Source organism: Spirillospora albida (assembly GCF_000718255.1).
Taxonomy (GTDB): domain Bacteria; phylum Actinomycetota; class Actinomycetes; order Streptosporangiales; family Streptosporangiaceae; genus Spirillospora; species Spirillospora albida.
The window spans coordinates 65071-91341 of record NZ_JOFJ01000014.1 but is presented as its reverse complement, the minus strand read 5'-3'; the positions used below and the strand labels follow the sequence as shown (position 1 = coordinate 91341).

The following is a 26271-nucleotide window of genomic DNA, read 5'->3' as shown; positions in this document are numbered from 1 at the left end:
GGTCGTCCGCCGTCGTCTGGCGGTGACGGGATGAACGGCATCACCAGGTAGAGGCCGGGTGCGGGCGTGCCCATGGGCACGCCCGCACCCGGTCGCCGACGACAAGGGAGGACAGAGGCGATGGACGGGTTCCCGCGATGGGCCGGCGGTGTGTCGCTGATCCCCGACGGCGAGGGCCTGCTGGTCCACACCCCGGCCGAGGAGTTCCTCGTCGTCGAGCCGGAGCCGGGCCGCCCCGCCGACCCGGCCGCTCCGGAGCTCCGCGCGGCGTTCGCCGCGGAGGGCGTCCTCGCGCCGGAGCCCGCTCCGCGCCCCGGACCGGTCGGGATCGGCGGGACCGGCCCGCTCGCCGACCACCTCGCCCGGTCGCTGGCCGGGCTGGGCCTCGACGTGCTCCGCGGCCCGGAGGAGGACCTGCTGGACCGCGGGCTCCTCGCCCTCGTCTCCGCCGAACCGTGGCTGCCGGACCGGCGCTGGTCGGACCTCGACCCCCGCGTCCGCGCGGCGGGCGTGCCCTGGCACCGCGGGCACGCCGAGGGCCGCCGCTGGTACGCCGGCCCCTTCTGGACCGGTCCCGGCGACAGCGGGCACACCGACCTGAGGATCCGGCGCCTCGCCGCGACCCCCTGGCCGGAGCAGCTCGCCGCGTACTGGGACTGGCTCGACGGCGGCGGCCGCCCGGCACCGGACCCATCCGGAGCGGTCGCCGCCGCCGCTGCCGCCGCGTTCCTCGCCGCCGACCTGTGGACGTGGCGGTGCGGCGGAGACCCGGCCGGGCGGAACGTCCAGGTCGGGATCGACCTCGCCGACGGCGTGGTGCGCCGCCACCCCGTCCTGCCGGTGCCGCAGGGGCTGATGCGCGAGGTGCCCGCGTGAGCCCCCGGATCGAACCCGACGTGACCGTCCGCGCGGGGGACTGCGCCCCGCTCGTCGGCGACCTGTTCCTGCCCGCCGCCGCCCCCGCCCCCTGCGTCGTGATCCGCACCCCCTACGGGACGCCCGGCCTGTGGCCCGAGGCCGCCGCGCTGGCCCAGGCGGGCCTCGCCGTCCTGGTCCAGGACGTGCGCGGCCGGCACCGGTCGGGCGGGGTCTTCCGGCCCGGCGCGGACGAGGGTCCGGACGGCGCGGCCACCCTCGACTGGGTGGCGTCCCGCCCATGGAGCGACGGGCGGGTCCTGCTGTCCGGCACCGCCTACGAGGCGTTCGCCGCCTGGTGCGCGGCCGGCCACCCGGCGGTCCGCGCCGTCGCGTCCCGCCAGCCCTGGCCGCCGGACGGGACGCCCGCGACGGACGAGGAGCTGTGGTGGCGCACCGACCTCGGCACCGGCGGCGCCGCCCGGCCCGGCCTGTACGACCTCATCACCGGCCTCGACCCGGACGCCGGCGCCGACCCCGCCGCGCCGGGCTTCGCGGACCGCTGGCCGGTGCCGCTCGGTCCCTGGCCGCCCCGCCCGCGGGAGGAGGCCGGGCGCCTGGCGACCCGCGGAGTGCGCGCCGCGAACGTCCCCACCCTGCACGTGGGCAGCTGGTACTGCGCGTCCGCGCACGCCGTCCTCCGGCACGCGCGGCTCGCCGCCGACGGCACCGCGGTCATGGGCGGCTGGGCGTCACCGCTCACCCACCGCCTCCGGCCGGACTGCGCGCTGGACGTCCTGGACGGCCCCGACCCCGCCGACCTCGTGCTCGGCTGGCTCGCGGCGCAGGCGCGCGGAGACCGGTGGAGCGTCGCCGAGCGCTGCCTCGTCATCGGCGACGGCTGGACGGGACGCGACCCGCTGCCGCCCGAGCCCCCGGCGCACCGGTCCGTCCCGTTCCCGGAGCCGCGCGCGGTGCTACGGCACGACCCGGCGCGTCCCGTCCGGTCGCTGCCGCACTCGGCCGCGCTCGGCCCGCCCGAGGACCGCCCGGACCTGCTGCGGCTGACCGTCCCCGGCCCGCTCGCCTGGCACGGCGCCGCCGTGGTCACCGCCGGCGCCGCGACCACCGCCCCCGTCGACCTCGTCGCCACGTTCGTGCACGCCCGCCCGGACGGCGTCCGCACCCGGATCACCGACGCCGTCGCGCCCGTCCCGGCCGGCGGCGGCCGGGCGGAGCTGCGGGCCGCGCCCGTGGCGGTGCGGCTGCCCGCCGGCCACGCCCTGCACGTCGAGCTGACCGCCGGCCGCCCGCCGCGCCGCCCCGCCCCGCCCGTCCCGGCCGACGTCGCCCTCGACCTCGGACCGCTGCTGCTGCCCCCGCCGGAGGACCGTCCGTGACCCCCGACCATCTCGTCGACGACCGCACCGGCGTGATCACCCGGCTCTTCGAGGCCGATCCCGAGCCGTGGTGGCCGCCCGGCCTGTCGGTGTTCGGCACCCATGTCGGCGACCTGGCGTCGCTGCTGCCGTGGCCCGCCGACCGCGTCTCCACCGGCACCGCGTTCGGCGACCCGGCCCGCGCCCGGAGGTCCGCGATCGGGGAGGCCGTCGAGCGGTACTGCGGCAACTTCGTCCCGGACGCGCTCGCGCGGGCGACCCACGCGGAGCTGGTGGAGGCGGGCCGCCGGGCGGTCGACCCGGCGGACCTGGCGCTGTACTCGGCCGCCCAGTACGCCGAGCCCGGCTGCCCCTTCGTCCCGTTCACGCCCGACCTGCCGGTCCTGTGGACGACCGGCGCCACGCTGCCAGGCGAGGAGCCCGTGCACGTCCCGGCGTCCCTCGTCTACATCAACTACCACCAGCCGCCCCGCACCGCCGAGCCCGTCACGAACTTCGTCATGCTCGCCGGGATCGCCGCCGGCACCGACGACCGGATGGCCCGCACCGCCGCGCTCGAGGAGATCATCGAGCGGGACGCCACCGTGATCTGGTGGGCGAACCGGCTGCCCGCCCGCCCCGTCGACGTCGCGCACCCCCGGCTGGCGCCGCACCTCACCCCGGTCCCCGAGGCCGGGCCCGGCTGGGCCGCCGCCACCGGCGTCGACTCGCCCTGCCGCTACCGCGTCGTCGCGCTCCCCACCGTCTTCGACGTCGCCGTCCTCGGCGTCCTGCTGGACGACCCCGAGCACCGGATCAGCGTGCTCGGCGTCGCCGCCCGGCCCGACCCCGCCGGCGCCGCCCTCAAGGCGCTCGCCGAGGCCGTGACCCTGCGCCGCTACGCGCTCGGCCTGCTCGACCCGGACGGCGACATCTGGGTGTCGGCGCGGGACGGAACGATCCCGATCGAGTTCTTCCATCCGCACCGCCCCGACCGCCGCTACGCCGACTCCTACCGCGCGGACTTCCGCGACGTCGCCGACCTGTCCTGCCACAGCCAGATCTGGCTCGACCCCCGGATGCGGCCTCACCTCGCCCCCATCACCGGGCCCGGCGACCCGATCGGGCTGGACGAGCTGCCCCGCGTCACCGGCGACCCCTACCGCGCCTACCTGGAGCGGCTCGCGGGCGCCGGGCTGACCGCCCACGCCGTCGACGTCACCACCCCCGACGTCGCCGCGCTCGGGCTGCGCGCCGCCCGCGTCGTCGTGCCCGGCGCGTACTCCAACGCCCCGGCGGCGTTCCCGTTCCTCGGCGGCGCCCGGCTCCGCACCGACCCGGTGCGGCTCGGCCTGCGCACCGCCCCGACCCGCGACGACGAGCTCAACCTCGTCCCGCTGCCGCACACGTGACCGCCCCCGACGACCGCTGCGGGGTCGTGACCGGGATCGGGCACGGCCGCTCCCACGGCGTCCTGCACACCGCCACCGCCGCCCTCGCCGCGACCGGCGGGCACGCGCTTCCGCTCGGCAACCCGTCCACCGGCGGCACGTCCTGGACCTCGCCCGGACGGGCCGCGCGGCGCGCGCTCGGCGAGGCCGTCGAACGGTACGCCGGCCACCTCGTCGACCCCGCCCGGCTGCACTGGGCCGCCGCGCCCGCCGACGCCGTCGACGTCGCCGCCCTCGCCCTGTACCGCGACGGGCAGCACGCCCGGCCCGGCTTCCCGTTCCACGGCCTGAGGCCCGGCCGCAAGCGCGCCTGGGTCGAGGGCCGCACCGACGGCGGCCGGCGCCGCCTGGTCCCCGCCTCGCTCGTCTGGCTCGCCCCGGGCCCGCACGCGGCGGAAGGGCCGGTCGGCGCGGTGCCGCACCTGCCGATCGCGGCCGGCATCGCCGCCGGGGACACGCCCGGCCGGGCCCGCGCGGCGGCGCTCGCCGAGGTCGTGGAACGGCACGCGCTCGCCACCGCCTGGTACTCCGGGAGCCGGTTCCCCGCGCTCCCCCCGCAGCCGGTGCCGCCGCCGGACGGGGCGGAGCTGACCTGGCGGGCCGTCCCGAACCTCGTCGGCGCGCCCGTCGTCGCCTGCGCCGCCCGGTCCGGAGACCGGCTCGCGCTCGGCTGCGCCCTCGTCCCGGACGCCACCGACCCCGTCGCCGCGGCCGGCCGCAAGGCCGCCGCCGAGGCGCTCGTCTCCCTCGACGCGGTGGACGCCGTGCACACGGGCGTGCCGGACTGGTCGGCGGTGCTCCGCCCCGTCCGGCCCGACCGCCGCTACGCCGACTCCTACCGGCCCGACCTCGCCGACGCGACCGACCTGGTGTGCACGCTGCAGCTCCTCGCCGACCCGCGCGTCGCCGGCGCAGCCGCCGCCCGCCTCGCCGGGGGCCGGCCGCGCGGCCGGTGGCGCCCCGGCCCCGTCGACCTCGGCGCGCGCCTGCGCGCGCACGGCCTCGAGCCGGTGACCGTCGACATCACCCCGCCGGACCTCGCGCCGTCCGGCTGGTCCGTCGCCCGCGTGCTCGTGCCGGGCCTGCGCTCGGTCGGGCCCGCCGCCTTCCCGTTCCTCGGGGACGGCGCCGAACCGCTGCCCCCGGCACCGGAGCGGCTGCCCCTCCCGCACGTCTGAACCCCCAGAGATAAGGAAGAACCGCGTGAACAGAACGGCCGCCCTCGTCCCGGCCCTGGCCCTCGGCCTGACCCTCGCCGCCTGCGGATCCGGCGGATCCGGCGGATCCGGCGGGGACGAGGCGGACGCCGCGCCCGCCGCGCCCGTGACGATCGGCAACTGCGGGGCGTCCTACACCTACGCCAAGGCGCCCGAGCGCGTCGTCACCTCCAGCACGGTCGCCACCGAGGTGATCCTCGCCCTCGGCCTGCGGGACCGGCTGGCGGGCACCGTCGCCGCCAAGGACATCGTCCCCGAGCACGCCGCGGCGCTGCGGGGCGTCAAGGTCATCGCGGAGAAGGCGTTCCCGCCCCCGTCCAAGGAGGTCGTCTACTCCGCGAACCCCGACCTCGTCGTCAGCGGCTACCCCGACGACTACGCGGAGAAGGCCATGGGGGACCGCGCCGTCCTGCGGAAGGAGGGCGTCAACACCCACCTGCTGTCGGCCAACTGCCCCGGCCGCGACGCGAAGCTCGACGACGTCCACACCGACATCACCGACCTCGGGAAGGTCTTCCGCGCGGAGCGGGCGGCCGCCGCGCTCGTCGCCCGGCTGAAGAAGGACGCCGCGGCCGTCAGGCCGGTCACCGGAGCGCCGAAGGTGTTCGACTACGCGGGAGGCACGGACAAGCCCGCCACCGCCGGGTCCCGGGCGCTGATCGACGACCTCATCGCCCGCGCCGGCGGGACGAACATCTTCCCCGAGGTCACCTCCTACAAGCAGGTCGCCTGGGAGGAGGTCGTGAAGCGGAACCCGGACGTCATCGTCGTCGAGGACCAGGCGTTCGAGCCCGCCGCGAAGGCGATCGCGTTCATGAAGGCGTTCGGGCCGCTGAAGGACGTCACGGCGGTGAAGGAGAACCGGTTCGTCGTCATCCCCGTCAACGACACCCAGCCGGGCGTCCGCGGCCCCCGCGCCCTGCGGACGCTGGTCGCGGGATTCGGCAGGTGACCACGCCGCACGCCGTGGGACGGCCCGCGCGCCGCCCCACGGCGTCCGGCGCCGTCACCGTGCTCGGCGCCCTCCTGGCCGTGTCCATGGTGGCCGCGGTGGGGCTCGGCCCGGTGTCCATCCCGTTCGCCGACGTCGCCCGCATCATCGGCCACCACTGGGCGCCGTTCCTGGTGGAGTCCGCGCCCGGGGGACCGCAGGCCGTCATCGTCCTCGACCTCCGGGTGCCCCGCGTGCTCCTCGGAGCGGTGGTGGGCGCGGGCCTGGCCGTGGTGGGCGCCGTCATGCAGGCCGTCCTGCGCAACCCGCTCGCCGACCCCTACCTGCTGGGGGCGAGCTCGGGGGCGTCCTTCGGCGCGGTGTGCGTGCTCATCGCGGGCTTCGCCCCGCTCGGGGTCCTCTCCCTGCCGGTCGCGGCGTTCGCCGGGGCGATCGGCGCGTTCGCCCTGGTCCTCGCCCTCGCCGGAGGGCGCGGCCGGCTCGCGCCGACCCGCCTCGTCCTCGCGGGGGTGGCGGTGTCGGCGTTCATCGAGGCGGCCACCCACTACCTGGTGCTGACCTCCCCGGACAAGGAGGTGCGTTCCGCCATGTTCTGGACGCTCGGCGGGCTCGGCGGCACCCAGTGGCGGGACATCGGCGTCCCCGCCCTGGTCGTCGCCGGTGGCCTCGCCTGGTTCTCGGCCCGAGCCGCCCGGCTGAACGCGCTGGTCCTCGGCGACGAGGGCGCCACCGGCCTCGGCCTGGAGGTGGACCGCTTCCGCCGCCGGCTGGTCGTCGGCTGCGCCCTCGTCGTCGGCGCCGTCGTGGCCGTCAGCGGCGGCATCGGGTTCGTCGCGCTCATGGTGCCGCACGCCGTCCGGATGGCGGCCGGCGGCGACAACCGGCTCGTGCTGCCCGTCAGCGCGCTGACCGGCGCGATCCTGCTCGTCTGGGTGGACGTCGCCGCGCGCACGCTGCAGCGTCCCGACGAGATCCCGGTCGGCATCATCACCGCGATCATCGGCGTGCCGTTCTTCCTCCTGCTGCTGGTCAGGACCGACCGGGGGGAGCACCCGTGAAGCCCGCCGCCCTCCGCGTCGACGGCCTCGGCTGGGCCCCCGCGCGGCTCGCGGACATCACGCTCCGGGTCGAGCCGGGCGAGACCGTCGGCCTCCTCGGGCCGAACGGCAGCGGCAAGTCGAGCCTGCTGCGCTGCGTCTACCGGCGGATCCGTCCCGGCAGCGGCACCGTCCTGGTCGACGGCGCGGACGTCTGGCGCACCCCCGCCCGCGAGGTGGCGCGCACCATCGCGGCCGTCACCCAGGACGCCCCCGCCGACCCGGACACCACGGCCGAGCAGATCGTCGCACTGGGCCGCCTCCCGTACCTCGGCGCCCTCGGCCGCCTGGACCGCCACGACCGCCGCCTGATCCACGACGCCATGGACCGCTGCGACGTGGCGTCCCTGGCGGGCCGCCGCATGGCCACCCTCTCCGGCGGCGAGCGCCAGCGCGTCCAGGTGGCCCGCGCCCTGGCCCAGCGCCCCCGCCTCCTCGTCCTGGACGAACCCACCAACCACCTCGACCTGCACCACCAGGTGGAGCTGTTCGGCCTCCTCGCGGACCTGGACGCCACCGTCCTCGTGGCCCTGCACGACCTCCAGCTCGCGGCGGCGGCCTGCGACCGCCTCGCCGTCCTGCGGGCCGGCCGCCTGGTGGCCGAGGGCACCCCGCACGCCGTGGTGACCCCCGCCCTCCTCACCGACGTCTACCGCGTCGCCGCGGACGTGACCCCCGGCCCCGACGGCAACCCCCAGATCGCCCTCAGGCTCCCGCGCCGCACGGGGCCGCCCCGCGAGGGGCCGGGGAATGCCGGTGCGGAATGAGGCCGCATCCGGACGCGGGAAGGTTCGTGCGGTTTCGGTTGAGCCGGGGAGGCGATGGGGACGTGTCATCGGGTATGGGAATCCTTCTTCGTGTTCTGGTGGCCGCCGGGCTCGCGGTCGACGCGTGGGTGCACTGGCGGTTCGCGCCCGACATGGCCCCCGGCCCCAACGCCCCCGGCGGCACCATCGCGGGCGACGACCTGTTCCGCGCGCAGGCGATCGTGGCGGTCGTCGCCGCGGTCCTCGTCCTGGCGTGGGCGAGCAGGTGGACGTACGCGTTCGCGTTCGTGGTCGCCGCAAGCGCCGCGGGCGCCGTCGTCCTCTACTACTACGTGGACGTCGGGCGGCTGGGCCCCATTCCGGCCATGCACGACCCGTCCTGGTACGCGGACAAGACGATCAGCCTCGCGGGGGAGGTCGTGGCCGCGCTCGCCGCGGCGGTCGGCTTCCTCACCGCCGGTGCCGGGAGGCGGGAGCGCAGCGCGGACCCGGTCCACTGAGACGCGGGTCTCGCTTTCCCGGGCGCCGGCGCCGCCGCGACCGATGCCAGAGTGGCGTCATGACAGTCGATGAGCGGACGCCGGGCGCCTCCGGGACCACCGACGAGACCGCCCTGTTCGAACGGGACGGCTCCCGCATCGTGCCGAGGGACCGGGCGCGCGGTCCCTGGCGCCGCGACGCGCTGCACGGCGGCGCCGTCGCCGCCCTGCTGGCGTCGGCGGTCGACGTACCGGCCTCAGCACCGCCGTCCTCTACGACGCGGCCGGACGCCTGGGCCAATCCGCCCAGGCCCTGATCGTCGAGCCGCGCGGGCGATGAGTTCCGGACGCGCTACCGGTCTGTACGGGCATGACGACACATCTGCTTCAGCTGCCCGAGGTCGATCTCGCCTATGACGTCCGCGGCCCGCTTCCGGCCACCGACGGGCGCCCGCCGCTACTCATGATCGGCCAGCCCATGGACGCCGCCGGCTTCGCCGTGCTGGCGTCGCTCTTCCCCGACCGGACGGTGGTCACCTACGACCCGCGCGGACTCGGCCGCAGCACCCGCAAGGACGGGCGGGTCGACCACGTGCCCGAGACCCAGGCCGCCGACCTGCACGCCCTGATCGAGGCGCTGGGCGCCGGACCGGTCGAGATCTTCGCCAGCAGCGGCGGCGCGATCACCGCCCTCGCCCTCGTGACGGCGCACCCCGGGGATGTGACCACACTGGTCGCGCACGAGCCGCCGCTCATCCACGTCCTGCCCGACGCGGAGGCGGTCGAGCGCGCCCGAGCCGCGGTCCGGGACGTCTACGAGGCCAAGGGGTGGGGCGCCGGAATGGCGGCCTTCATGGCGATGACCTCGTGGAAGGGCGAGCTCACCGACGAGTACTTCGCGGAACCCGCGCCGGATCCCGCCGCCTTCGGGATGCCGGCCGAGGACGACGGCGAGCGCGGCGACCCGCTGCTGTCCGACCGGTCGTGGGCGGTCAGCGCCTACCGGCCCGACGTGGCCGCGCTGACCGCCGCGCCGACCCGGCTCGTGATCGCCGTGGGCGAGGAGTCGCTCGACGTCTTCACCGGCCGGACGTCGGCGGCGACGGCCGAACTGCTCGGCCAGGAGGCGACGGTCTTCCCCAGCCACCACGGCGGCTTCCTGGGCGGCGAGTACGGCTACGCCGGGCAGCCCGAGGCCTTCGCCCGCAAGCTCCGCGAAGTGCTCGACGCCGGCCGCTAACGGGTGTCCTCGTTCCCGGGCGCCCTGCCCGCCGGGCCGGACGCACGGCCCCAGCGGCGCATGGACGCGTAGGCGACGCCGATGCCGGCGGCCACGGGCCAGGCGATGGCGCCGCCGGCGGCCAGCGCGCCGAGGCCCATGTAGACCGGCAGGCCCTTCTTCGCGGGCAGCACCCGTCCGGCGACGGCGAACGGCGTGCTGGCGGCGGTGATGACGGTGCGCGGGATGGTCACGGTCAGGTTCTCGGACTCCCGGCCCTGCCGCCCGCCCACCGTCCCCGGAGCGCCCGTGCGCGCCGGCCGGGCGGCCCGCGGTTTCGGGGTGCCCTGCGGTTTCGCGGTGGCCCGGCTCTTCGACGTGGGCTGGGTCTTCGCCCGGGGCTTCGCGGTGCCCTGTGTCTTCGTGACGCGTGTCTTCGCGGTGCCCTGTGTCTTCGTCGCGCCCTGCGTCTTCGCGTTGCGGGAACTCTGCGTGCTCTTCGGACGAGAGCCGGACGATCGGGCGGTCTTGGTGGCCATGTCCCATCTCCTGATGGTCGCGGGCAGGATCACAGGACCTACCCCGAATTCGGCCGGAAGCACGGCCTCCGATCGACGGTGTCATCGCAGCTCAGCCGGGTAGTGGCCCACTGCATCGGCCACGGCAGTGAGGATCTTCGATGGGGCTGCTCCGCTCGGCGCTGGCGTTGGCGCCCAGGGCCGCGGCGACCGCCGCCGCCCTGCCCGCGCAGGCCGTCCGCGCCCTTCCGGAGGCGCTGCCCCGCCTGCAGGACGCCCTGCCCGACGCGGACGCGCTGCGCGGGCTTCCCGGGCTGCCGGCCCGCGCGGAACTCGCGAACCTGTTCGGCTCGCGGGGCCAGCGCCGGGTATGGGCCCGGCACGGCCGCGCCTACATCGAGGTCAAGGGGCTCGCGGCGCGGTCCGACACGACCGCGCAGACCGCGGTCGCCGCGGCGGTGCGGCGGCTGGACGGGGTGAACTGGGCCGAGGTCAACGCCGTCACCGGGGAGATCCTCACCGCCTTCGACGAGTCCAGGATCAGCGTGGAGCGCCTGGTCGAGACGATCGAGGCGGTCGAGGAGACCCGTGAGACGGGCGGCCTGGCGGGCACCGCCGAGCCGTTCCCCGGGCACGGGCATCCCGCCGACCGCGCCCCGATCACCGCCGAGTCGATCGCGCTCGCCGCCGACTGCACGGCGTTCGCGCTGGCGGTCGCGGGCCGCGTCGCCCGCTGGCCGAAGCTGCCGCGCGGCACCCGGGCGGCCGTCGCCCTGGTCGACGCGCAGCCGAGGCTGCGCCGGGTGCTGGCGGCGAGGCTCGGCGGGCACGGCGCCGACCTGATGCTCGCGATGGCCAACGCGGCCATGCACGGGATGACGCAGGAGCCCGGGACCCTCGCCGTGGACGCCCTCTACCGGGGCGTCCTGCTGGCCGAGCTGGCCGAGCGCCGCTCCGTCTGGAACCGCCGCGAGCAGGACCTGTGCTCGGGCGGGCTGCCGACCGAGGCCGCGCCGCGCGGCCCCCGCCCCTGCCCGCTGCCCCCGGGCCCCGTCGAGACCTACTGCGAGCGGTCCGCCCCGGCCGCGTTCGCGGGCGCCGCCGGGATGCTGGCGCTGAGCAGGTCACCGCGCATGGCCGCCGACATCCTCCTCGCCGCGGTGCCCAAGGCCGCCCGGGTCGGCCGCGAGGGCTTCGCCGCCACCCTGGGACGCGACCTCGGCCGGCGCGGCGTCGTCCCGCTGCAGGGCTCGGCCTACCGCAGGCTCGACCGGATCACCGCGGTCGTCCTCGACTCCGCCGTCCTGTGCGGCGACGGCCTGCAGATCCTCGACGCCGACGAGCCCGGCGCGTGGCGGACGGCCGCCCGCCTGCTCGCCGCCGACCCCGGCCTCACCGAGCGGCCCGACGCCGAGGGCCGGCGGCTGAGACGGACGGACCCCGGCAGTCCCGACGACCCGGCCGGGCTGCGCATGGAACTGGCGGACGCGGCGGGCACCGTACTGGGCCGGGTCCGCGTCGGGTGCAGGGTCGACCCCCTGGCGGACGCGGTGCTGGGCGCCGCCCGCGAGTCCGGCGTCCGGGTGCTGCTCACCGAACACGCCGCCACCGCCGAACTGATCTCGCTCGCCGACGACGCCCTCGGGCCCGAGCTCCCGCTGTCCGAGCACATCCTCGCCCTTCAGGGCGCGGGGGAGGCGGTGCTGCTGGCCACCACCGCCGACACCGAGGCGGCGCTGGCCGCCGACGTCGGCGTCGCGGTGCTGGGGCACGGCCCGTCCGCCTGCTGGGGCGCGGACCTGGTGTGCGGGCCGGGACTCGGGCACCTGTGGCGGATCCTCGGCGCGCTCGGCCCGGCCAGGGAGGCGAGCCGGCGGTCCGTGCGGATGGCGCTCGGCGGCACGTCGCTCGGCGCGCTGCTCGTCGTCAACGGGCGGCGCGGCACCGCCCCGTACACCCTCGCCCCCGTCCACAGCGCCGCCCTGATCGCGCTGGTCACCGGGGTGGTGTCGGCGCGGCGGCTGGCGGCCCGGCGCGACCCCGCCCCGGCGCCGCGCGTCGCCTGGCACGCCATGGACCCCGACACCGCCCTCGACCGCGCCGCCGCGCTGCGGACCGGCGAGCCCGAGGCCCCGGCCGCGAGGCGCCCGCCGCCGGGCCCGATCCGGGTGCTGGCCGACGTCGGCGCGGCCGTCGGGCACGAGCTGCGCGACCCGCTGACGCCCGTTCTCGTACTGGGCGCGGCCGCGTCCGCGATCGTCGGCTCGGGGGTCGACGCGGCCCTGGTCGGCGGCGTCACCGCGGGCAACGCCGCCATCAGCGGCGTGCAGCGGATGCGCGCCGAGCGGGCGCTGCGCACGCTGCTGCTCGGGCAGCGGCCGCCCGCCCGGCGGCTGCGGGACGGGGTCCCGCCGCCGGAGCCGTCCGAGGGCGGGCTCAACGGGTCGACCGGCGCCGACGACGAGATCTGGGAGACCGTGCTGGCCGCCGACCTGCGGCCCGGCGACGTCATCGCGCTCCGCCCGTCCGACGTCGTGCCCGCCGACGCCCGGCTGCTGGAGGCGGCCGACCTCGAGGTGGACGAGGCGAGCCTGACCGGCGAGTCGCTGCCGGTGGCCAAGTCCGTCGACGCGACCCCGGGCGCGGACCTCGCCGACCGGACCTGCATGGTCTTCGAGGACACCACCGTCCTCGCCGGGCAGGCCCACGCGGTCGTTGTCGCGACCGGCGCCGCCACCCAGGCCGGACGGGCCGCCGCGCTGGCGGGCAAGGCGCCGCCGCCGAGCGGAGTGCAGGTCCGGCTCAACGAGCTGACGCGGGTCGCGATGCCGGTGACCGGGCTCAGCGGCGCCCTCGTCACCGCCCTCGCGTTCGCCCGCGGCGTCTCGATCCGGCAGGCGGTGTCGTCCGGGGTGTCGGTGGCCGTCGCCGCCGTCCCCGAGGGGCTGCCGCTGGTCGCGACCGTCGCGCAGCTCGCCGCCGCCCGCCGCCTGTCGCGGCGCAACATCCTGGTGCGCAGCTCCCGGACCCTCGGCACGATGGGCCAGGTCGACACCCTGTGCTTCGACAAGACCGGAACCCTCACCGAGGGGCGGCTGGGCGTCGCCCGGCTCAGCGGGCCGAAGACCGAGGTGGCGGCGGACTCGCCCGCGGGCCGCAGGCTCCTCACCGCCGGGGCGCGCGCCTGCCCGCAGGTCGACGAGGCGGCCGATCTGCGGCACGCCACCGACCGGGCGGTGCTGACCGCCGCCCGCGAGACCGCCGGGGACGACGCGGACTGGACGCTGCTGCACGAGACGCCGTTCGAGCCCAGCCGGGGGTTCGCGGCGGCGGTCGGGACGGCGGGGGACCGGCCGTGCCTCGCCGTCAAGGGCGCCCCCGAGGTGGTGCTGGAGCGCTGCACGCGGGTGGTCTCGGGGAACGGCACCCGCCCGCTGACCGACGCGGGGCGCCGGGACGCGCGCCGCACCCTGCGGCGCCTCGCCGAGGACGGGCTGCGCGTGCTGGCCGTCGCGGAGGCGTCGCCCTCCCGCGACGACATCGCCGACGGCGACCGGCTCGGCGACCTGGTGGAGTCGGCGGAGCTCGCGCTGACCGGCTTCATCGGCATCGCGGACGCGCCCCGCCCCGCCGCGGCGGGGGCCATCGACCGGCTCACCCGGGCCGGCATCCGGGTCGCGATGATCACCGGGGATCATCCGGCGACCGCCCAGGCCATCGCCGCCGACCTCGGCATCCCCGCGCCGGACCGGGTGCTGACCGGCGCCGAGCTCGACCGGCTCCCGGACGCCGAGCGCACCGCCCGGATCGCCGAGACGTCCGTCTTCGCCCGGGTCGGGCCCGAGCACAAGGTCCGCATCGTCCAGTCGCTGCAGCGCGCGGGACGCACGGTCGCGATGACGGGGGACGGCGCCAACGACGCCGCCGCGATCCGGCTGGCCGACGTCGGCATCGGGCTCACGGCGGGCGACTCGCGCGCCGCCCAGTCGGCCGCCGACCTCGTCCTGCGCGGCGGCGACCTGCCCGCGATCGTGGAGGCGCTGCTGGAGGGCCGGGCCCTGTGGGACAGCGTCCGCAACGCGGTGTCGATCCTCGTCGGCGGCAACGCGGGCGAGATCGCCTTCACCGTCTACGGGACGGCCCTCGGCGGCCGTTCCCCGCTGACCACCCGGCAGCTGCTGCTGGTCAACACCCTCACCGACATGATGCCCGCGCTGGCGGTGGCGCTCGCGCCGCCCGGCGGCGACCGCGAGGACGGCACCGGGCCGTCGGGCGGCGCGACCGTGCGCCGCGGCCCGCTGGCCGACCCGCTGCACGAGGCCATCGCGGTGCGCGGCGCGGTCACCGCGATGGGCGCCGTCCTCGCCTGGCACGCGGGCCGGTTCACCGGACGCGGCCGGCGGGCCGCGACGATGGGCCTCGCCGCGCTGGTCCTCACGCAGCTCCTGCAGACCCTCCAGGCCGGGTGGCGCAGCCCGGCGGTCCTGGTCACCTGCGGCGCCTCGACGCTGCTGCTGGCCGCCGTCATCGAGACCCCGGGCGTGAGCCGCTTCTTCGGCTGCACTCCGCTCGGCCCGGCCGCCTGGGCCATGGTCCTGTCCGCCGCCGCGGGGGCCGCCGCCGCGTCCTTCGCCGTGCCCCGCGCCCTGCGCGCCCTGTCCCTCGTCCGCGAGGAGCCCACCGCCCCCACCGCCTGAGCCGGGCCGGGGACGAACGCCCCCCGGCCCGGAGCGGATGGCCTCTGGAGGGTCGCCGGAGGTCCCGTCGGGCAGGTGGTTCGATCCGCGGGGGCCGCGCCCCAAGGCGTACACCGACGGGATCTGGGCGTTCCACCTGCGGCCCCTGCCGGACGGCGGGACGCGCCTCGTCGTCCGGACCCGGGGGCGCGGTGAGCCCGCGATCGCGGACCGCCTCGCCGGGTGGCTGTTCGGCGAGCCCGCGCACCGCCGAGCCGGGCACCGGCCGGGTCTCACCGGTTCGAGAGGACCTCCGCGGCGCCGCCCGCCGTGGCGGCCGCGGCCCTCCTGGCCCGGACGGCCTTGGCGGCGGCGTCCGCGAGCAGGACGGCCGGGATCACGCCGAGGGCGACCAGCCAGCCGAGCAGCGACGGGAACCCGCCACCGAGCACGTCGGCGACCGGCGGCACGCCGAGGAAGACGAACATCAGCACCAGGTCGATCCCGGCCGCCCCCAGCAGCAGCGGGTTGCCCTTCCAGCCGAGGCGCCCGGCCCACCGCGACTCGCTGCGGCAGGAGAACGCGGCGGCCATCTGCCCGAGCATCACGGTGGCGAACGCGGTGCCGGACGCGGTGAACAGCAGGCCGGCGGAGGGCGTCTCGCCCCAGCTCCAGCCCCCGGCGAGCAGGACGGCGGCGAACGCGGCCATGGTCACGGCCGCCTCGACGGGACCGAGGACGCCGAAGGCCCGGCCGAGCACGCCGCGGTCGATCAAGCGGTCCCTGCGGGCGCGGCCCTCCATCGTGCGCGGCCCGGCGGGTTCGGCCCCCAGCGCGAGAGCGGGCAGGATGTCGGTGCCGATGTCCAGCGCGAGGATCTGCAGCACGCCGAGCGCGAGGGGGAGCTGCCCGCCGGTCGCCGCCCACGCCACGAACGGCACCAGCTCGGCGACGTTGTCGGTGAGGTGGTAGGTCAGGAAGCGGCGGATGTTGGAGAAGGTCGCCCGGCCGAGCTCCACGGCGCCGACGATCGTGGCGAAGTGGTCGTCCAGCAGGACCAGGTCCGCGGCCTCGCGGGCGACGTCGGTGCCGGACGCGCCCATCGCCACCCCGATGTCGGCCTGCCGCAGCGCCGGGCCGTCGTTGACGCCGTCGCCGGTCATCGCCACCACGTGCCCGCGTGCCTGCAGGGCCTTGGCGATCCGGAGCTTGTCCTCGGGGGTGACGCGGGCGACGACGACGCCGTCGCGGTCCAGCAGGCGTCCCAGCTCGACCTCGTCGTCCGGCAGCTCGGCGCCCGTCACCACCAGGGCGTCCGGGCCCGCCAGCCCGACCTCGGCGGCGATGGCGCGGGCCGTCGCCGGATGGTCTCCGGTGATCATGGCGAGCCGGATGCCCGCCCGGTGGCAGGACGCGATGGCGCCGGCGACGTCGTCCCGGGGTGGGTCCTCCAGCCCGACCAGCCCCAGCAGCGTCAGCTCGCGCTCCGCCCCGTCGGCGTCGGCGGGCAGGTCGTCCGGCAGGTCCTCGGGCCGGCGGACGGCGACCGCGAGGACGCGCAGGCCCCGCCCGGTCATGGCGGCGAGGGCGTCCTCGGCGCCGGGCACGGGCGCGCAGCGCGGCAAAACCGCGTCGGGGGCGCCCTTGACGTGGAGTCCGCTGCCGGTGAGGGAGGACGACCTGCGGCGCTGCGGGTCGAAGGGGTAGCGGCGCTCTTCGGCCTCGTCGGGCAGATCGGCTCCGGCCCGGAGCGCGAGGGTGTGCAGGGCCGCCTCCATCGGGTCGCCGACCGCCCGCCAGTGGCCGTCCTGGAGCCGGGCCCGCCCGGTGGAGCAGCGGTAGGCGCTGACGGCGAGCCTGCGGACCGCGTCGACGGCGTCGGGCCCGCCGGCCAGCCGGCCTTCGGCGGAGTACCCGCTGCCCTCCGCGGTCACCGTCCCCGACGGCGTCCAGATCCGCACGGCCGTCATCTCGTTGCGCGTCAGCGTGCCGGTCTTGTCGGTGCAGATGAACGTGGTGGAGCCCAGGGTCTCCACCGCCTCCAGCCGCCGGACGAGCGCGTTGCGTCCGGCCATCCGCTGCGCGGCGCGGGCCAGGGACAGCGTCACGGTCGGCAGCAGCCCCTCCGGCACCAGCGCGACGGTCACGCCCACGGCCAGCAGGAACCCCGTGCCGGGCTCCAGCCCGATCAGCACGGCGGCGCCGAAGAACGTCGCGCCGACCGCGACCGCGATCACCGCGACGGTCAGCACGACCCGGTGCAGCTGGAGCGCCAGCGGGCTCGGGCGCCTGCGCGCGGAACGGGTCAGGGCGGCGATGCCCGCCAGCCGGGTCCGGCTCCCCGTCGCGGCCACGCGGGCCTCGCCCTCGCCCTCGGTCACGAACGTCCCCGCGTGCACGGGAGCGCCGGTCTCGGGCCGCACCGGCACGCTCTCGCCCGTGAGCATCGATTCGTCGACCGCCAGGGAGTGCGCCTCCAGGAGCTCGAGGTCGGCGGAGACCCGGTCGCCCGCCTCCAGCAGGACGACGTCCCCCGCGACGAGGCCCATGGTGTCGATCACCGTGCGGTGCCCGTCCCGGCGGACGGCCACCCGCGCCGGCAGCAGCTCGCGCAGGCGCCGGCCCGCCCGCTCGGCGCGGTACTCCTGGGCGAACGCGAAGACGCCGTTGAGAACAACGACGACGGCGATGGCCACCGCGAGCTGCGGCATACCGCCCACATAGGCCAGCCCGGCCGCCGCCCACAGCAGCAGCGCGAAGAAGTGCACCATCTGCCTGGCCAGCGACACCAGGGGAGAGGGAGGCCGCTCGGCGGGCAGCGCGTTCGGCCCGTCCCGCCGCAGCCTGGCGGCGGCCTCGTCCGACGTCAGCCCCCGACGGGCGGGCGGCGTCGTCGTCATCGTGGCCATGGGACCAGCCTCTTCCCGTCCCCGGGGCGTACGTAGGGGCGCAAGCCCCGGTCCGGACGGGACCTTCGGCATGGTCGCCGGAGTTCCGGGGACCTTCGACCCTGACGCGCTCTTTCCACCGGGCGCACAGTCGAAGGTGGCGGCGACACGGACCTCGAGGAGGGGCCATGAAGGCGAACGTGGGCGACTGGGTGATCGTCCGAGGGCACCACGTGGGGGAGCCCGACCGCAAGGCACTGATCGTCGAGGTGCACGGCGGCGACGGCGAGCCACCGTACGTGGTCGAGTGGGACGACGGGCACAGCAGCACCTTCTTCCCCGCCGCGGACGCCGTGATCGAACGGCACCGGGAGTCCAGGTCCCACTGACCCGGACGGCGACGAGACCATCGCCCGGCGCCCCGCCGCGGGCGGACCAGTGAGGAGGCATCATGCCCGATCTGATCGTGGTCGGAACCGACGGATCCGACTGCGCGGACCTCGCCGTCGACTGGGCCGCCGGCGAGGCCGTGCGGCGCGGCGGGCGCCTGCACATCGTCCACGCCGTGGAGGGGTGGCCGCTCAAGGTCCCGCGCCTCGCGCCGCCCGACGCGGGGGAGCGTGTCCGCCGTGCGGGCCTCAGGGTCCTCGAGGACGCGGAGCGTCGCGTCCGGACGCGCCACCCCGCACTGGAAACCACCACCGCCCTCGCCACCGAGGACACCGCCGCCGCCCTGCGGAAACAGTCGGAGGGCGCGTTCGAGCTCGTGCTGGGCAGCCGAGGGCACGGCGGATTCGCGGACCTGCTGCTGGGCTCCACCGGCCTGAAGGCGGTCGCCCACTCCGAGATCCCGGTCGTCATCGTGCGGGGGGAGACCGACGATCGGGGCGAGGTCGTCGTCGGGCTGGACCTGGACCGGAACCCCGGGAACTCCCTGCGGTACGCGTTCGAGACCGCGTCCGTCCGCGGGGCCCGCCTCCGGATCGTGCACGCCTGGCAGGTCTACCCGACCGCCGCCGAGGTCGGGGCCACCCCGGACGTGGAGACGATGGAGGCGGAGCTGCGCTCGCGCGTCGCCGCGGCGTACGCGCCGCTGCGCGACCACCACCCCGGCGTCGACGCGGTCGACGAGGTGGTGCTGGAGCATCCGGTGACCGCGCTGGTGAACGCCTCGCGCAACGCCTGCCTGGTCGTCGTCGGCGAGCATCCGCACAGCCGGGTCATGCCCCGGTTCTGGTCCGTCGGGCACGGCACGGTCCACCACGCGCGGTGCCCCGTCGCGGTCGTCCCGGACCCGGGCTGAGGAGGGGGCGCCGCCATATCGCCCCCGGGGGCCGCGGACGGCCGGGGCGGCTCGCGCCGAGGACCGCCGTCCCGAGCCCGGGGGCCCTTCGGCCGCTGCACCTTCCGCTGTTCTGGCTGCTGGAGTCGTTCCGGGGCTTCGGCCCGGCGACCCTCGTCGGGTTCCTGATCGGCATGTTCAGCGGCGCGGTCGTCCTCGCGTGGCTCTACGACCGCACCGGGAGCGTGCTGGCCGTGGCCTGCTGGCACGCGACCTACAACCTGGGCTCGGCCACCCTCGCCGCGCGCGGCGGCGTTGCCGCCGCGGTCACGACGGTGGTCATCGTCCAGGCCGTCGTACTGATCGTCCTGGAGGTCGTGCGCGGCGGCGGCGTGCTCGTCGCGCGGCGGGAGCAGCCCGCCCCGCGGTGACTGGGGCGCGCGTTCCGCCCTGACCGAACCGCGCCGGGAATGGGGGGACTTTTGACCCTTGGTCGTGGGTACGGAATGCGATGCCATGGAATGAGACCCCACGGCGAGGGGGTGGCACGGGTGTGCCTCGAACAGATCGGTCGGGTTTCGGCCCTGAGCGGGGACGGTACCGCCGTCGCGGTATTCGAGGGGATCGAGAGGTCGGTCTCCCTGGTCGTCCTGGACGCGGAGGGCGTCCCCTTGGCGCCCGGCGACTGGCTGGCCGCGCACAGCGGCATCGCGGTCCGCAGGCTCGGCGAGGACGAGGCCGCGGAACACCTGCGGTGGCGGCGGGAAGCGGACGGGCGGCTGCCATGACCCCCTGGGCGCGCGGAATCGGCATCGCCGTCGTCACGGCCGTGATCAGCGGGGTGGCGGTCTTCCTGAACGCGAAGGGCGTGCGGGCGGTGGGGGAGGCCACCGTCTACACCACCGCGAAGAACCTCGTCGCGGCCGTGGTCCTGATCCCGGTGGCGCTCGCCCTGCCGCGCGGCCAGGCAGGACGCGGGGCCCGGCTGCCGCGCAGCCCCGGCGTGCTCGCCGCCACCGCCGCCGTCGGGGTGATCGGCGGGAGCGTCCCCTTCGTCCTCTTCTTCGAGGGACTGGCGCGGGAGTCGTCCACGCACGCGGCGTTCCTGCAGAAGACCCTGGTGATCTGGGTGGCCCTGCTCGCCGTGCCCCTGCTGGGCGAGCGGCTCGGCGCGCCGCACGTCGCCGCCGTCGCCCTGCTGGTGGCGGGCCAGGCGGTCGCCGACGGGGGGCTCGCGGGCCTCCGGATCGGGACGGGCGAGACCTTGATCCTCGCGGCGACACTGCTCTGGGCGGTCGAGGTGATCGTGGTGAAGCGGCTGCTCGGGGAGGTGCCGCCGGTGTCGCTCGGCGCCGCCCGGATGGTGCTCGGGTCGCTGCTGCTCCTCGCGTGGGCGGCCGTCAGCGGCCGCTGGTCGACGCTGGCGGGACTGGACGCCGAGGCGTGGACGTGGGCGGCGGCGACCGGGCTGGTCCTCGCGGGATACGTCGCCTGCTGGTACTCGGCCCTCTCGCTCGCCCCGGCCGTGGACGTGACCGCGGTGCTGAGCGTCGCGGCACTGGTGACGGCCGCCCTGGCGGCGGCCGACACGGGACTCGCGCCCTCCGCCACCGAGACCGGCGGCCTGGCCATGCTCCTGACCGGCGCGGTGCTGGTCGTGCTGGCCGGGACGGCGCGGAGAAGGACACCTCCGGACGAGGCGGCGGCATGATCCCCGGGCCGGTGCTGTTCGCCCGGTTCGCCTTCCCGCCGAACCGGCTCGGGTACTGCGGTCCCGCCGACAGCGGCGCGGTCGGCGACTACGCCGAGGCGGGGGTCTGCGACCGGGGGCTCGTGGAGCTCGCCGCCGGATTCTCCGGGGCCTGGCCGTACCTGCGGCTCATCGCGGCGGCGTCGCGCATCGGCGACCCGCTGGACGCCCGGGTGGTCGGCGCCTACTGGATCGGCGGCCGACCCCTGGAGCGGGTGCGGCCCGCGCTGCTGGCCGCCCACCTGGAGGACAGGTTCCGGGCCCGCGCCGGCCGGCACTGGACCGACCTGGCGGCCCTGGCCATGGCCGGGGGCCGCCCCCACCACAACTTCCACGTGTTCGGCGTGTACCCGTGGGTCGGGCTCCTGCGCGCCGGGTTCGAGGGGGAGCCGCTGCGGGTCCTCGACCGCTGCCGCATCAGATGGGGACGGGTGACGGCCGTGGACGGCGCGACCGCGACCGTCCGCTCCCGGGCCCTGGAATGGAACGGGATCGGGCTGGCGCTCGGCGGTCCCCGGACCGAGCGGGTGCGGCAGGGACCCGGCGTGCGCGCCCTGCCCGGCGACGCCGTCGCCCTGCACTGGGACTGGATATGCCACCGGCTCGGCCCCCGGGGCCTGGCCCGGCTCCGCCACTACACCGCGGCCCAGCTCGCCGTGGTCAACGCCGCGCCCCGCCCGGCCCCGATCCTGGACGGGGCGGCGCGGCACGCCGGCGCCGGGGGACGTCCGGCGGCCCGGACGGGCCGTTCAGCACTGCCCGAGGGGAGGGCGAGCGGTGTCCGCTGAGGGTATGGGACGCGTCACGGCCGCCGAGGTGGCCCGGCATCCGTTCTTCCACGGGGTGGCCGGGAGCCGGGTCGCCCGGCTGGCGACGGCGGCGGCGGTCGAGGAGATCCCCGCCGGCCGCCGCATCTTCGAGGAGCACGAGGTCGCCGAGTACTTCTGGCTGCTGCGCTCCGGCACCGTCGCCCTGGACATGTCCGTTCCCGGCCGGGGAACGGTGATCGTGGAGACGCTGGCCGCCTCGTCCGTCCTCGGCTGGTCATGGCTGTTCCCGCCGCACCGCTGGCGGTTCGGCGCCGTGGCGACCGGGCCCGTGGACGCGCTGCGCTTCGACGGGCGCCTCGTCCGGACCTTCTGCGCCGCCGACCACGACCTCGGCTACGACCTCGCCATGCGGTTCGGGACGCTGATGCTGGACCGGCTGGCCGCCACCCGGATCCGCCTGCTCGACCTGTACGCCCGGCCGGGGGAGCGCCCATGACGCCCATGACGCCCGTCCCGTACCGGGTGGCCGCGCGCCGGGCCGACCTCGCCGACACGGTGACGCTCACGCTGGAACCCGTCGCCGAGCCCATCGCGGAACCCGCCCCCGGCCAGTTCACGATGATGTACGCGTTCGGGGTCGGGGAGGTGCCGATCTCGGTCAGCCGGACCGGTCCGGTGCTGGAGCAGACGGTCCGCTCGGTCGGCGCGGTCACCCGGGCGGTGTGCGCGACGGCGCCCGGCCGGATCCTGGGCCTGCGCGGCCCGTTCGGCACCGGCTGGGAACTGGACGCCGCGAAGGGCCGCGACCTGGTGCTGGCCGCCGGCGGGATCGGGCTGGCGCCGCTGCGCCCGCTCGTGCTGGCCGCGCTGGCCGACCGGGACGCCTACGGCCGGATCGCCGTCCTGATCGGCACCCGCACCCCGGACGACCTGCTGTTCGCGGCCGAGCTCGACGAGTGGCGCGCGCGGGGGGCGCAGGTGGAGGTCACGGTCGACCGCCCGGCCCCCGGCTGGTCCGGGCATGTCGGGCTGATCACCGGGCTGGTCGGCGCCGCCGACATCGAGCCCGCCCTCGCCGCCGCGTTCGTCTGCGGCCCGGAGATCATGATGCGGGTCACCGCGCAGGCCCTGATCGGCCGGGGGCTGCCCGCCGCCCATGTGCGGCTGTCGATGGAGCGCAACATGCGCTGCGGGCTCGGCTGGTGCGGGCACTGCCAGCTCGGCCCGCTGCTGATCTGCCGGGACGGCCCCGTCCTGCCGTACGAGCGGGTGCTCCCGCTCATGACCGTCAGGGAGCTGTGACCATGGCCCCGACCCTGGCGGTGTGGAAGTTCGCCTCCTGCGACGGCTGCCAGCTCACCCTGCTCGACTGCGAGGACGAGCTGCTCGCCCTCGCCGGGCGGGTGGAGATCGCGCACTTTTTGGAGGCGTCCGGCGCCGTGGGCGAGGGCCCGTACGACGTGTCGCTGGTCGAGGGGTCCATCACCACGCCCGCCGACCTGGACCGCATCCGGCACGTCCGCGCGGTGTCCCGGACGCTGATCACGATCGGGGCGTGCGCGACCGCCGGGGGAGTGCAGGCGCTGCGGAACTTCGCCGACGTCCGCGAGTTCGCCTCCGTCGTCTACGCCCGCCCCGAGTACATCGCGACGCTCGCCGAGTCGACCCCGATCGCGGCGCACGTCCCGGTCGACTTCGAGCTGCACGGCTGCCCGATCGACCGGCGGCAGCTCCTGGAGGTGCTGTCGGCGCACCTCACCGGCCGCAGGCCCGACGTCCCCGCGCACAGCGTCTGCTTCGAGTGCAAGAGCCGCGGCAACGTCTGCGTGATGGTCGCCCACGGCACCCCCTGCCTGGGCCCGGTGACGCACGCGGGCTGCGGCGCCATCTGCCCCGCCTACGGGCGCGGCTGCTACGGATGCTTCGGCCCGTCCCCGGCGTGGGACGGCGCCCGCCCCAACACCCGCGCGCTGCTGCCCTGGCTGGACATGACCGAGGACGAGACGCGCCGCGTCCTGTCCACGTTCAATGTCGCCGCGTTCCGCGAGGCGGCCGTACCGGAGGGCCCCGGAGATGACGCACCGGCATGACCGGACGCTGAAGGTCGGCGAGCTCGCCCGCGTCGAGGGCGAGGGCGCGCTGTACGTCCGCGTCCGCGGCGGCGACGTCGCGGAGGTGCGGCTCGACATCTACGAGCCGCCCCGGTTCTTCGAGGCGTTCCTGCGCGGCCGCGCCCACACCGAGCCGCCCGACATCACCGCCCGCATCTGCGGGATCTGCCCGGTCGCCTACCAGACGAGCGCGTGCCTGGCGATCGAGGAGGCGTGCGGGGCGACCGTGGACGGCCCGCTGCGGGACCTGCGCCGGCTGCTGTACTGCGGCGAGTGGATCGAGAGCCACGCGCTGCACGTCTACCTCCTCCACGCCCCCGACTTCCTCGGCTACCACGGCGCCGTCGAGCTGGCCCGGGACCACCGCGACATCGTCGAGCGGGGCCTGCGGCTGAAGAAGGCCGGCAACACGCTGATGGAGGTCCTCGGCGGCCGGGCGATCCACCCGGTCAACGTCCGGGTCGGCGGCTTCTACCGGGTCCCCGCACGCGCCGAGCTCGCGCCGCTGGCCGAGATGCTGCGCCGCGCCCTGGACGACGCGCTCGACACCGTGCGGTGGGCGGCGGGCTTCGAGTTCCCCGACTTCGTCCACGACCACGAGTACCTGGCCCTGTCTGCCGACCGGTACCCCATCGAGGGCGGCGACCTGCGCAGCGGCGCCGGACGGGCGTTCCCCGCGGCGGCGTTCGAGGACCACATCACCGAGGAGCAGGTGCCGCACTCCACCGCCCTGCACGCCCGCTTCACCGATGGCGGGACGTACCTCACCGGCCCTCTCGCCCGCTACTCCCTCAACCGCCACCTGCTGTCACCGCTCGCGCTGGAGGCCGCCGCCGGCGCCGGGCTCGGCGCCGAGTGCCGCAACCCGTTCCGCAGCGTCCTCGTCCGCGCGGTCGAGATCGTCTACGCCGTCGACGAGGCCCTGCGGCTCATCGCCGGCTACGAGCCCCCGGACCGCCCGGCGGTGCCGGTGGAACCGCGCGCCGGCACCGGGCACGGCGTCTCCGAGGCGCCCCGCGGGGTCCTCTACCACCGCTACGACCTGGACGCGGACGGCCTGATCACGGCCGCCCGGATCGTCCCGCCCACCTCCCAGAACCAGACCGCCATCGAGGACGACCTGCGCCGGTTCGTGGCCGCCCGCCTCCACTTGGACGACGCCGAGCTGACCCGCCGGTGCGAGCAGGCGATCCGCAACTACGACCCGTGCATCTCCTGCTCCACCCACTTCCTCGACCTCACCGTGGAGCGGACATGACCATCGTCATCGGAGTCGGCAACCCCTTCCGCCGCGATGACGGCGCGGGACCGGCCGTGATCGACGCGCTCCGCGGGCGGGTGGCCGCGACGCTCGCGGTGACCGACGGCGAACCCGCCCGGCTGATCGAGCTGTGGGCGGGCGCCGACCTGGCGATCGTCGTGGACGCCGTGCGCGCCGACCCGCCCGTCCCCGGCCGCGTCCACGACCTCGGCGCGGACGCCGCCGCGCTCGCCGGACCGGCCGTCAGCGGCCACGCGTTCGGCCTCGGCGAGGCCGTGGCGCTCGGCCGGGCCGTGGGACGGCTCCCCGGACGCCTGCGCGTCCTGGCCATCGAGGGGCTCGACTTCGGCCTCGGCGCCGGCCTGACCCCGCAGGTCGCCGCGGGCGTCGCCGCCGCCGCGGCCCGCGTGACCGCCCTGCTCGCTCCCGCGCCCGTGATGAAGGGGGACCCGACATGAAAGCGATGGAGCTCACCGATCTGGGACCGCTGTTCGAGGCGCTGCACGGGGCGGGCCGCACCGTCGTCGGCCCCACCGTCCGCGACGGCGCCATCGTCCTGGCCGAGCTGTCCTCGGCCGACGATCTTCCCCACGGCTGGGGGGTCGAGCTGGAGCCCGGCGGCTACCGGCTGCGCCGCCGGAGCGACCGCGCCGCCTTCGCGCACTCGGCCGGGCCGCAGTCCTGGAAGCCCTTCCTGCACCGGCCGCGCGTGAAGCTGTGGGAGGCCGACCGGACCGGCGACGGATTCCAGATCGCCACCGACAGCCCCGACCCGCCTCGCTACGCCTTCCTCGGCGTCCGGCCGTGCGACCTGCGGGCGATCGCGATCCAGGACCGCGTCCTGATGGGCGGCCGCCACACCGACCCCTCCTACGCGGGCCGGCGCGAGGGCGCGCTCATCATCGCCGTCAACTGCACCGAACCCGGTGAGACGTGCTTCTGCGTGTCGATGGGCACCGGCCCCCAGGCCGGGCCGGGCTACGACATCGCGCTCACCGAACTACTCGACGACGGCGACCCCCGCTACATCGCCGAGATCGGCACCGAGGCCGGCGCGGCCGTCCTCGCCGACCTGGACGCCGCCGCCGCGCGGCCCGCCGACGTCGACCGCGCCCGCGCCGAGGTCACGGCGGCGGCCGGCCGGATGGGCCGGGAGATGCCCGCGCCCGACCTGCGCGACCTGATGGCGGGGAGTCTCGGCTCCGCGCGCTGGGACGACGTCGCGCAGCGCTGCCTCACCTGCGGGAACTGCACGATGGTGTGCCCCACGTGCTTCTGCACCCGCGTCACCGACACGACCGACCTCACGGGCGACCACGCCGAACGCTGGCAGCTCTGGGACTCCTGCTTCGACCCCGACTACTCGCTCCTGCACGGTGGGGCGGTGCGGTCGTCCGCCAAGAGCCGCTACCGCCAGTGGCTCACCCACAAGCTCGGCACCTGGCACGACCAGTTCGGGTCCTCGGGCTGCGTGGGCTGCGGCCGCTGCATCGTCTGGTGCCCCGTGGGCATCGACATCACCGCCGAGGTGGACGCCCTGCAAGCCGAAGCCGACTCCCCCTGAGGCCGCCGAAACCGGGAGAGCTGCTCACGGCGGGA

At 76.7% G+C, this 26271-nt stretch carries 25 protein-coding genes; 23 read left to right on the top strand and 2 right to left on the bottom strand.

From position 1 onward, the window contains the following. Positions 1-120 precede the first annotated feature (120 nt). From IE99_RS0118750 to IE99_RS0118705, 10 genes are all read left to right on the top strand, one after another. On the top strand, positions 121-876 hold the full coding sequence (locus IE99_RS0118750; protein WP_030172148.1) for a hypothetical protein: 756 nt from the start codon (positions 121-123) through the stop codon (positions 874-876). Further along, positions 873-2255 carry a CocE/NonD family hydrolase gene (locus IE99_RS0118745; RefSeq protein WP_211258855.1) on the top strand — a complete coding sequence of 461 codons (1383 nt, stop codon included), beginning with the start codon at positions 873-875 and terminating at the stop codon, positions 2253-2255. Before IE99_RS0118750 ends, IE99_RS0118745 begins: the two co-directional genes overlap by 4 nt. Beyond that, complete coding sequence (locus IE99_RS0118740) at positions 2252-3646, top strand: YcaO-like family protein (protein WP_030172142.1); 1395 nt, start codon at positions 2252-2254, stop codon at positions 3644-3646. The genes IE99_RS0118745 and IE99_RS0118740 overlap by 4 nt, the downstream gene beginning before the upstream one ends. Continuing rightward, entirely contained in the window at positions 3643-4863 is a 1221-nt protein-coding gene (locus IE99_RS0118735; RefSeq protein ID WP_030172139.1) for a YcaO-like family protein, read from the top strand. The genes IE99_RS0118740 and IE99_RS0118735 overlap by 4 nt, the downstream gene beginning before the upstream one ends. 25 nt (positions 4864-4888) lie before the next feature. After that, positions 4889-5854 (top strand): ABC transporter substrate-binding protein, encoded by a 966-nt coding sequence (locus tag IE99_RS0118730; RefSeq protein ID WP_030172136.1) that lies wholly within the window; start codon positions 4889-4891, stop codon positions 5852-5854. Continuing rightward, positions 5851-6912 carry a FecCD family ABC transporter permease gene (locus tag IE99_RS0118725; RefSeq protein ID WP_245623259.1) on the top strand — a complete coding sequence of 354 codons (1062 nt, stop codon included), beginning with the start codon at positions 5851-5853 and terminating at the stop codon, positions 6910-6912. Before IE99_RS0118730 ends, IE99_RS0118725 begins: the two co-directional genes overlap by 4 nt. Further along, on the top strand, positions 6909-7718 hold the full coding sequence (locus IE99_RS0118720) for an ABC transporter ATP-binding protein (protein WP_030172128.1): 810 nt from the start codon (positions 6909-6911) through the stop codon (positions 7716-7718). The genes IE99_RS0118725 and IE99_RS0118720 overlap by 4 nt, the downstream gene beginning before the upstream one ends. Before the next feature lie 74 nt (positions 7719-7792). Further along, positions 7793-8218: a hypothetical protein gene (locus tag IE99_RS0118715; RefSeq protein ID WP_030172125.1), complete on the top strand. Its 426-nt coding sequence runs from the start codon at positions 7793-7795 to the stop codon at positions 8216-8218. A gap of 59 nt (positions 8219-8277) precedes the next feature. Continuing rightward, a complete protein-coding gene (locus tag IE99_RS31960) occupies positions 8278-8514 on the top strand; it encodes a hypothetical protein (RefSeq protein ID WP_030172122.1) in 237 nt (78 codons plus the stop codon). 53 nt (positions 8515-8567) lie between these two features. Further along, entirely contained in the window at positions 8568-9437 is an 870-nt protein-coding gene (locus IE99_RS0118705) for an alpha/beta fold hydrolase (protein WP_030172118.1), read from the top strand. Here the strand turns inward: IE99_RS0118705 and IE99_RS30445 are convergent. After that, the gene (locus tag IE99_RS30445) at positions 9434-9955 is read right to left on the bottom strand and encodes a hypothetical protein (protein WP_051712722.1); all 522 of its coding nucleotides are present in this window, start codon (positions 9953-9955) and stop codon (positions 9434-9436) included. The two genes, IE99_RS0118705 and IE99_RS30445, sit on opposite strands and share 4 nt — an antisense overlap. Before the next feature lie 140 nt (positions 9956-10095). On the opposite strand from IE99_RS30445, the gene IE99_RS0118695 reads away from it, so the two are divergent. Continuing rightward, positions 10096-14631 carry a cation-translocating P-type ATPase gene (locus tag IE99_RS0118695; protein ID WP_051712720.1) on the top strand — a complete coding sequence of 1512 codons (4536 nt, stop codon included), beginning with the start codon at positions 10096-10098 and terminating at the stop codon, positions 14629-14631. A gap of 272 nt (positions 14632-14903) precedes the next feature. On the opposite strand, the gene IE99_RS0118690 is transcribed toward IE99_RS0118695, so the two are convergent. Next, positions 14904-17519 (bottom strand): cation-translocating P-type ATPase, encoded by a 2616-nt coding sequence (locus tag IE99_RS0118690; RefSeq protein WP_211258854.1) that lies wholly within the window; start codon positions 17517-17519, stop codon positions 14904-14906. Positions 17520-17686: 167 nt separating this feature from the next. On the opposite strand from IE99_RS0118690, the gene IE99_RS0118685 reads away from it, so the two are divergent. The 12 genes from IE99_RS0118685 to IE99_RS0118630 all read left to right on the top strand — a co-directional run bounded on the left by IE99_RS0118685 (position 17687) and on the right by IE99_RS0118630 (position 26236). Beyond that, entirely contained in the window at positions 17687-17887 is a 201-nt protein-coding gene (locus IE99_RS0118685; protein WP_030172107.1) for a DUF1918 domain-containing protein, read from the top strand. A 62-nt stretch (positions 17888-17949) separates the two neighbouring features. Beyond that, positions 17950-18801, top strand: a complete 852-nt coding sequence (locus IE99_RS0118680; RefSeq protein ID WP_030172104.1) for a universal stress protein — start codon at positions 17950-17952, stop codon at positions 18799-18801. After that, positions 18768-19211: a CPBP family glutamic-type intramembrane protease gene (locus IE99_RS0118675; protein ID WP_030172101.1), complete on the top strand. Its 444-nt coding sequence runs from the start codon at positions 18768-18770 to the stop codon at positions 19209-19211. The genes IE99_RS0118680 and IE99_RS0118675 overlap by 34 nt, the downstream gene beginning before the upstream one ends. A gap of 120 nt (positions 19212-19331) precedes the next feature. Next, entirely contained in the window at positions 19332-19568 is a 237-nt protein-coding gene (locus tag IE99_RS0118670) for a HypC/HybG/HupF family hydrogenase formation chaperone (protein WP_030172098.1), read from the top strand. Further along, the gene (locus IE99_RS0118665; RefSeq protein WP_030172096.1) at positions 19565-20491 is read left to right on the top strand and encodes a DMT family transporter; all 927 of its coding nucleotides are present in this window, start codon (positions 19565-19567) and stop codon (positions 20489-20491) included. The genes IE99_RS0118670 and IE99_RS0118665 overlap by 4 nt, the downstream gene beginning before the upstream one ends. Next, a complete protein-coding gene (locus IE99_RS0118660) occupies positions 20488-21318 on the top strand; it encodes a DUF6390 family protein (protein WP_211258853.1) in 831 nt (276 codons plus the stop codon). Before IE99_RS0118665 ends, IE99_RS0118660 begins: the two co-directional genes overlap by 4 nt. Beyond that, entirely contained in the window at positions 21308-21796 is a 489-nt protein-coding gene (locus tag IE99_RS0118655; RefSeq protein WP_211258852.1) for a cyclic nucleotide-binding domain-containing protein, read from the top strand. Before IE99_RS0118660 ends, IE99_RS0118655 begins: the two co-directional genes overlap by 11 nt. Then, entirely contained in the window at positions 21793-22602 is an 810-nt protein-coding gene (locus IE99_RS0118650; RefSeq protein WP_030172087.1) for an FAD/NAD(P)-binding protein, read from the top strand. Before IE99_RS0118655 ends, IE99_RS0118650 begins: the two co-directional genes overlap by 4 nt. Before the next feature lie 2 nt (positions 22603-22604). Continuing rightward, positions 22605-23390 carry an NADH-quinone oxidoreductase subunit B family protein gene (locus IE99_RS0118645; RefSeq protein WP_030172085.1) on the top strand — a complete coding sequence of 262 codons (786 nt, stop codon included), beginning with the start codon at positions 22605-22607 and terminating at the stop codon, positions 23388-23390. Further along, positions 23374-24669, top strand: a complete 1296-nt coding sequence (locus IE99_RS0118640; protein WP_030172082.1) for a Ni/Fe hydrogenase subunit alpha — start codon at positions 23374-23376, stop codon at positions 24667-24669. Before IE99_RS0118645 ends, IE99_RS0118640 begins: the two co-directional genes overlap by 17 nt. Continuing rightward, positions 24666-25130 (top strand): hydrogenase maturation protease, encoded by a 465-nt coding sequence (locus IE99_RS0118635; RefSeq protein ID WP_037559690.1) that lies wholly within the window; start codon positions 24666-24668, stop codon positions 25128-25130. Before IE99_RS0118640 ends, IE99_RS0118635 begins: the two co-directional genes overlap by 4 nt. Further along, positions 25127-26236 (top strand): 4Fe-4S dicluster domain-containing protein, encoded by a 1110-nt coding sequence (locus IE99_RS0118630; RefSeq protein WP_051712718.1) that lies wholly within the window; start codon positions 25127-25129, stop codon positions 26234-26236. Before IE99_RS0118635 ends, IE99_RS0118630 begins: the two co-directional genes overlap by 4 nt. Positions 26237-26271: the final 35 nt, after the last annotated feature.

What these genes read in the sequence shown, in the direction of transcription:
- IE99_RS0118750 (WP_030172148.1), top strand. Translation starts at nt 121, where the DNA reads ATGGACGGGTTCCCGCGATGGGCCGGCGGTGTGTCGCTGATCCCCGAC.
- IE99_RS0118715 (WP_030172125.1), top strand. Translation starts at nt 7,793, where the DNA reads ATGGGAATCCTTCTTCGTGTTCTGGTGGCCGCCGGGCTCGCGGTCGAC.
- IE99_RS31960 (WP_030172122.1), top strand. Translation starts at nt 8,278, where the DNA reads ATGACAGTCGATGAGCGGACGCCGGGCGCCTCCGGGACCACCGACGAG.
- IE99_RS0118705 (WP_030172118.1), top strand. Translation starts at nt 8,568, where the DNA reads ATGACGACACATCTGCTTCAGCTGCCCGAGGTCGATCTCGCCTATGAC.
- IE99_RS30445 (WP_051712722.1), bottom strand. Translation starts at nt 9,955, where the DNA reads ATGGCCACCAAGACCGCCCGATCGTCCGGCTCTCGTCCGAAGAGCACG.
- IE99_RS0118695 (WP_051712720.1), top strand. Translation starts at nt 10,096, where the DNA reads ATGGGGCTGCTCCGCTCGGCGCTGGCGTTGGCGCCCAGGGCCGCGGCG.
- IE99_RS0118690 (WP_211258854.1), bottom strand. Translation starts at nt 17,519, where the DNA reads ATGGCCACGATGACGACGACGCCGCCCGCCCGTCGGGGGCTGACGTCG.
- IE99_RS0118685 (WP_030172107.1), top strand. Translation starts at nt 17,687, where the DNA reads ATGAAGGCGAACGTGGGCGACTGGGTGATCGTCCGAGGGCACCACGTG.
- IE99_RS0118680 (WP_030172104.1), top strand. Translation starts at nt 17,950, where the DNA reads ATGCCCGATCTGATCGTGGTCGGAACCGACGGATCCGACTGCGCGGAC.
- IE99_RS0118665 (WP_030172096.1), top strand. Translation starts at nt 19,565, where the DNA reads ATGACCCCCTGGGCGCGCGGAATCGGCATCGCCGTCGTCACGGCCGTG.
- IE99_RS0118660 (WP_211258853.1), top strand. Translation starts at nt 20,488, where the DNA reads ATGATCCCCGGGCCGGTGCTGTTCGCCCGGTTCGCCTTCCCGCCGAAC.
- IE99_RS0118650 (WP_030172087.1), top strand. Translation starts at nt 21,793, where the DNA reads ATGACGCCCATGACGCCCGTCCCGTACCGGGTGGCCGCGCGCCGGGCC.
- IE99_RS0118645 (WP_030172085.1), top strand. Translation starts at nt 22,605, where the DNA reads ATGGCCCCGACCCTGGCGGTGTGGAAGTTCGCCTCCTGCGACGGCTGC.
- IE99_RS0118640 (WP_030172082.1), top strand. Translation starts at nt 23,374, where the DNA reads ATGACGCACCGGCATGACCGGACGCTGAAGGTCGGCGAGCTCGCCCGC.
- IE99_RS0118635 (WP_037559690.1), top strand. Translation starts at nt 24,666, where the DNA reads ATGACCATCGTCATCGGAGTCGGCAACCCCTTCCGCCGCGATGACGGC.
- IE99_RS0118630 (WP_051712718.1), top strand. Translation starts at nt 25,127, where the DNA reads ATGAAAGCGATGGAGCTCACCGATCTGGGACCGCTGTTCGAGGCGCTG.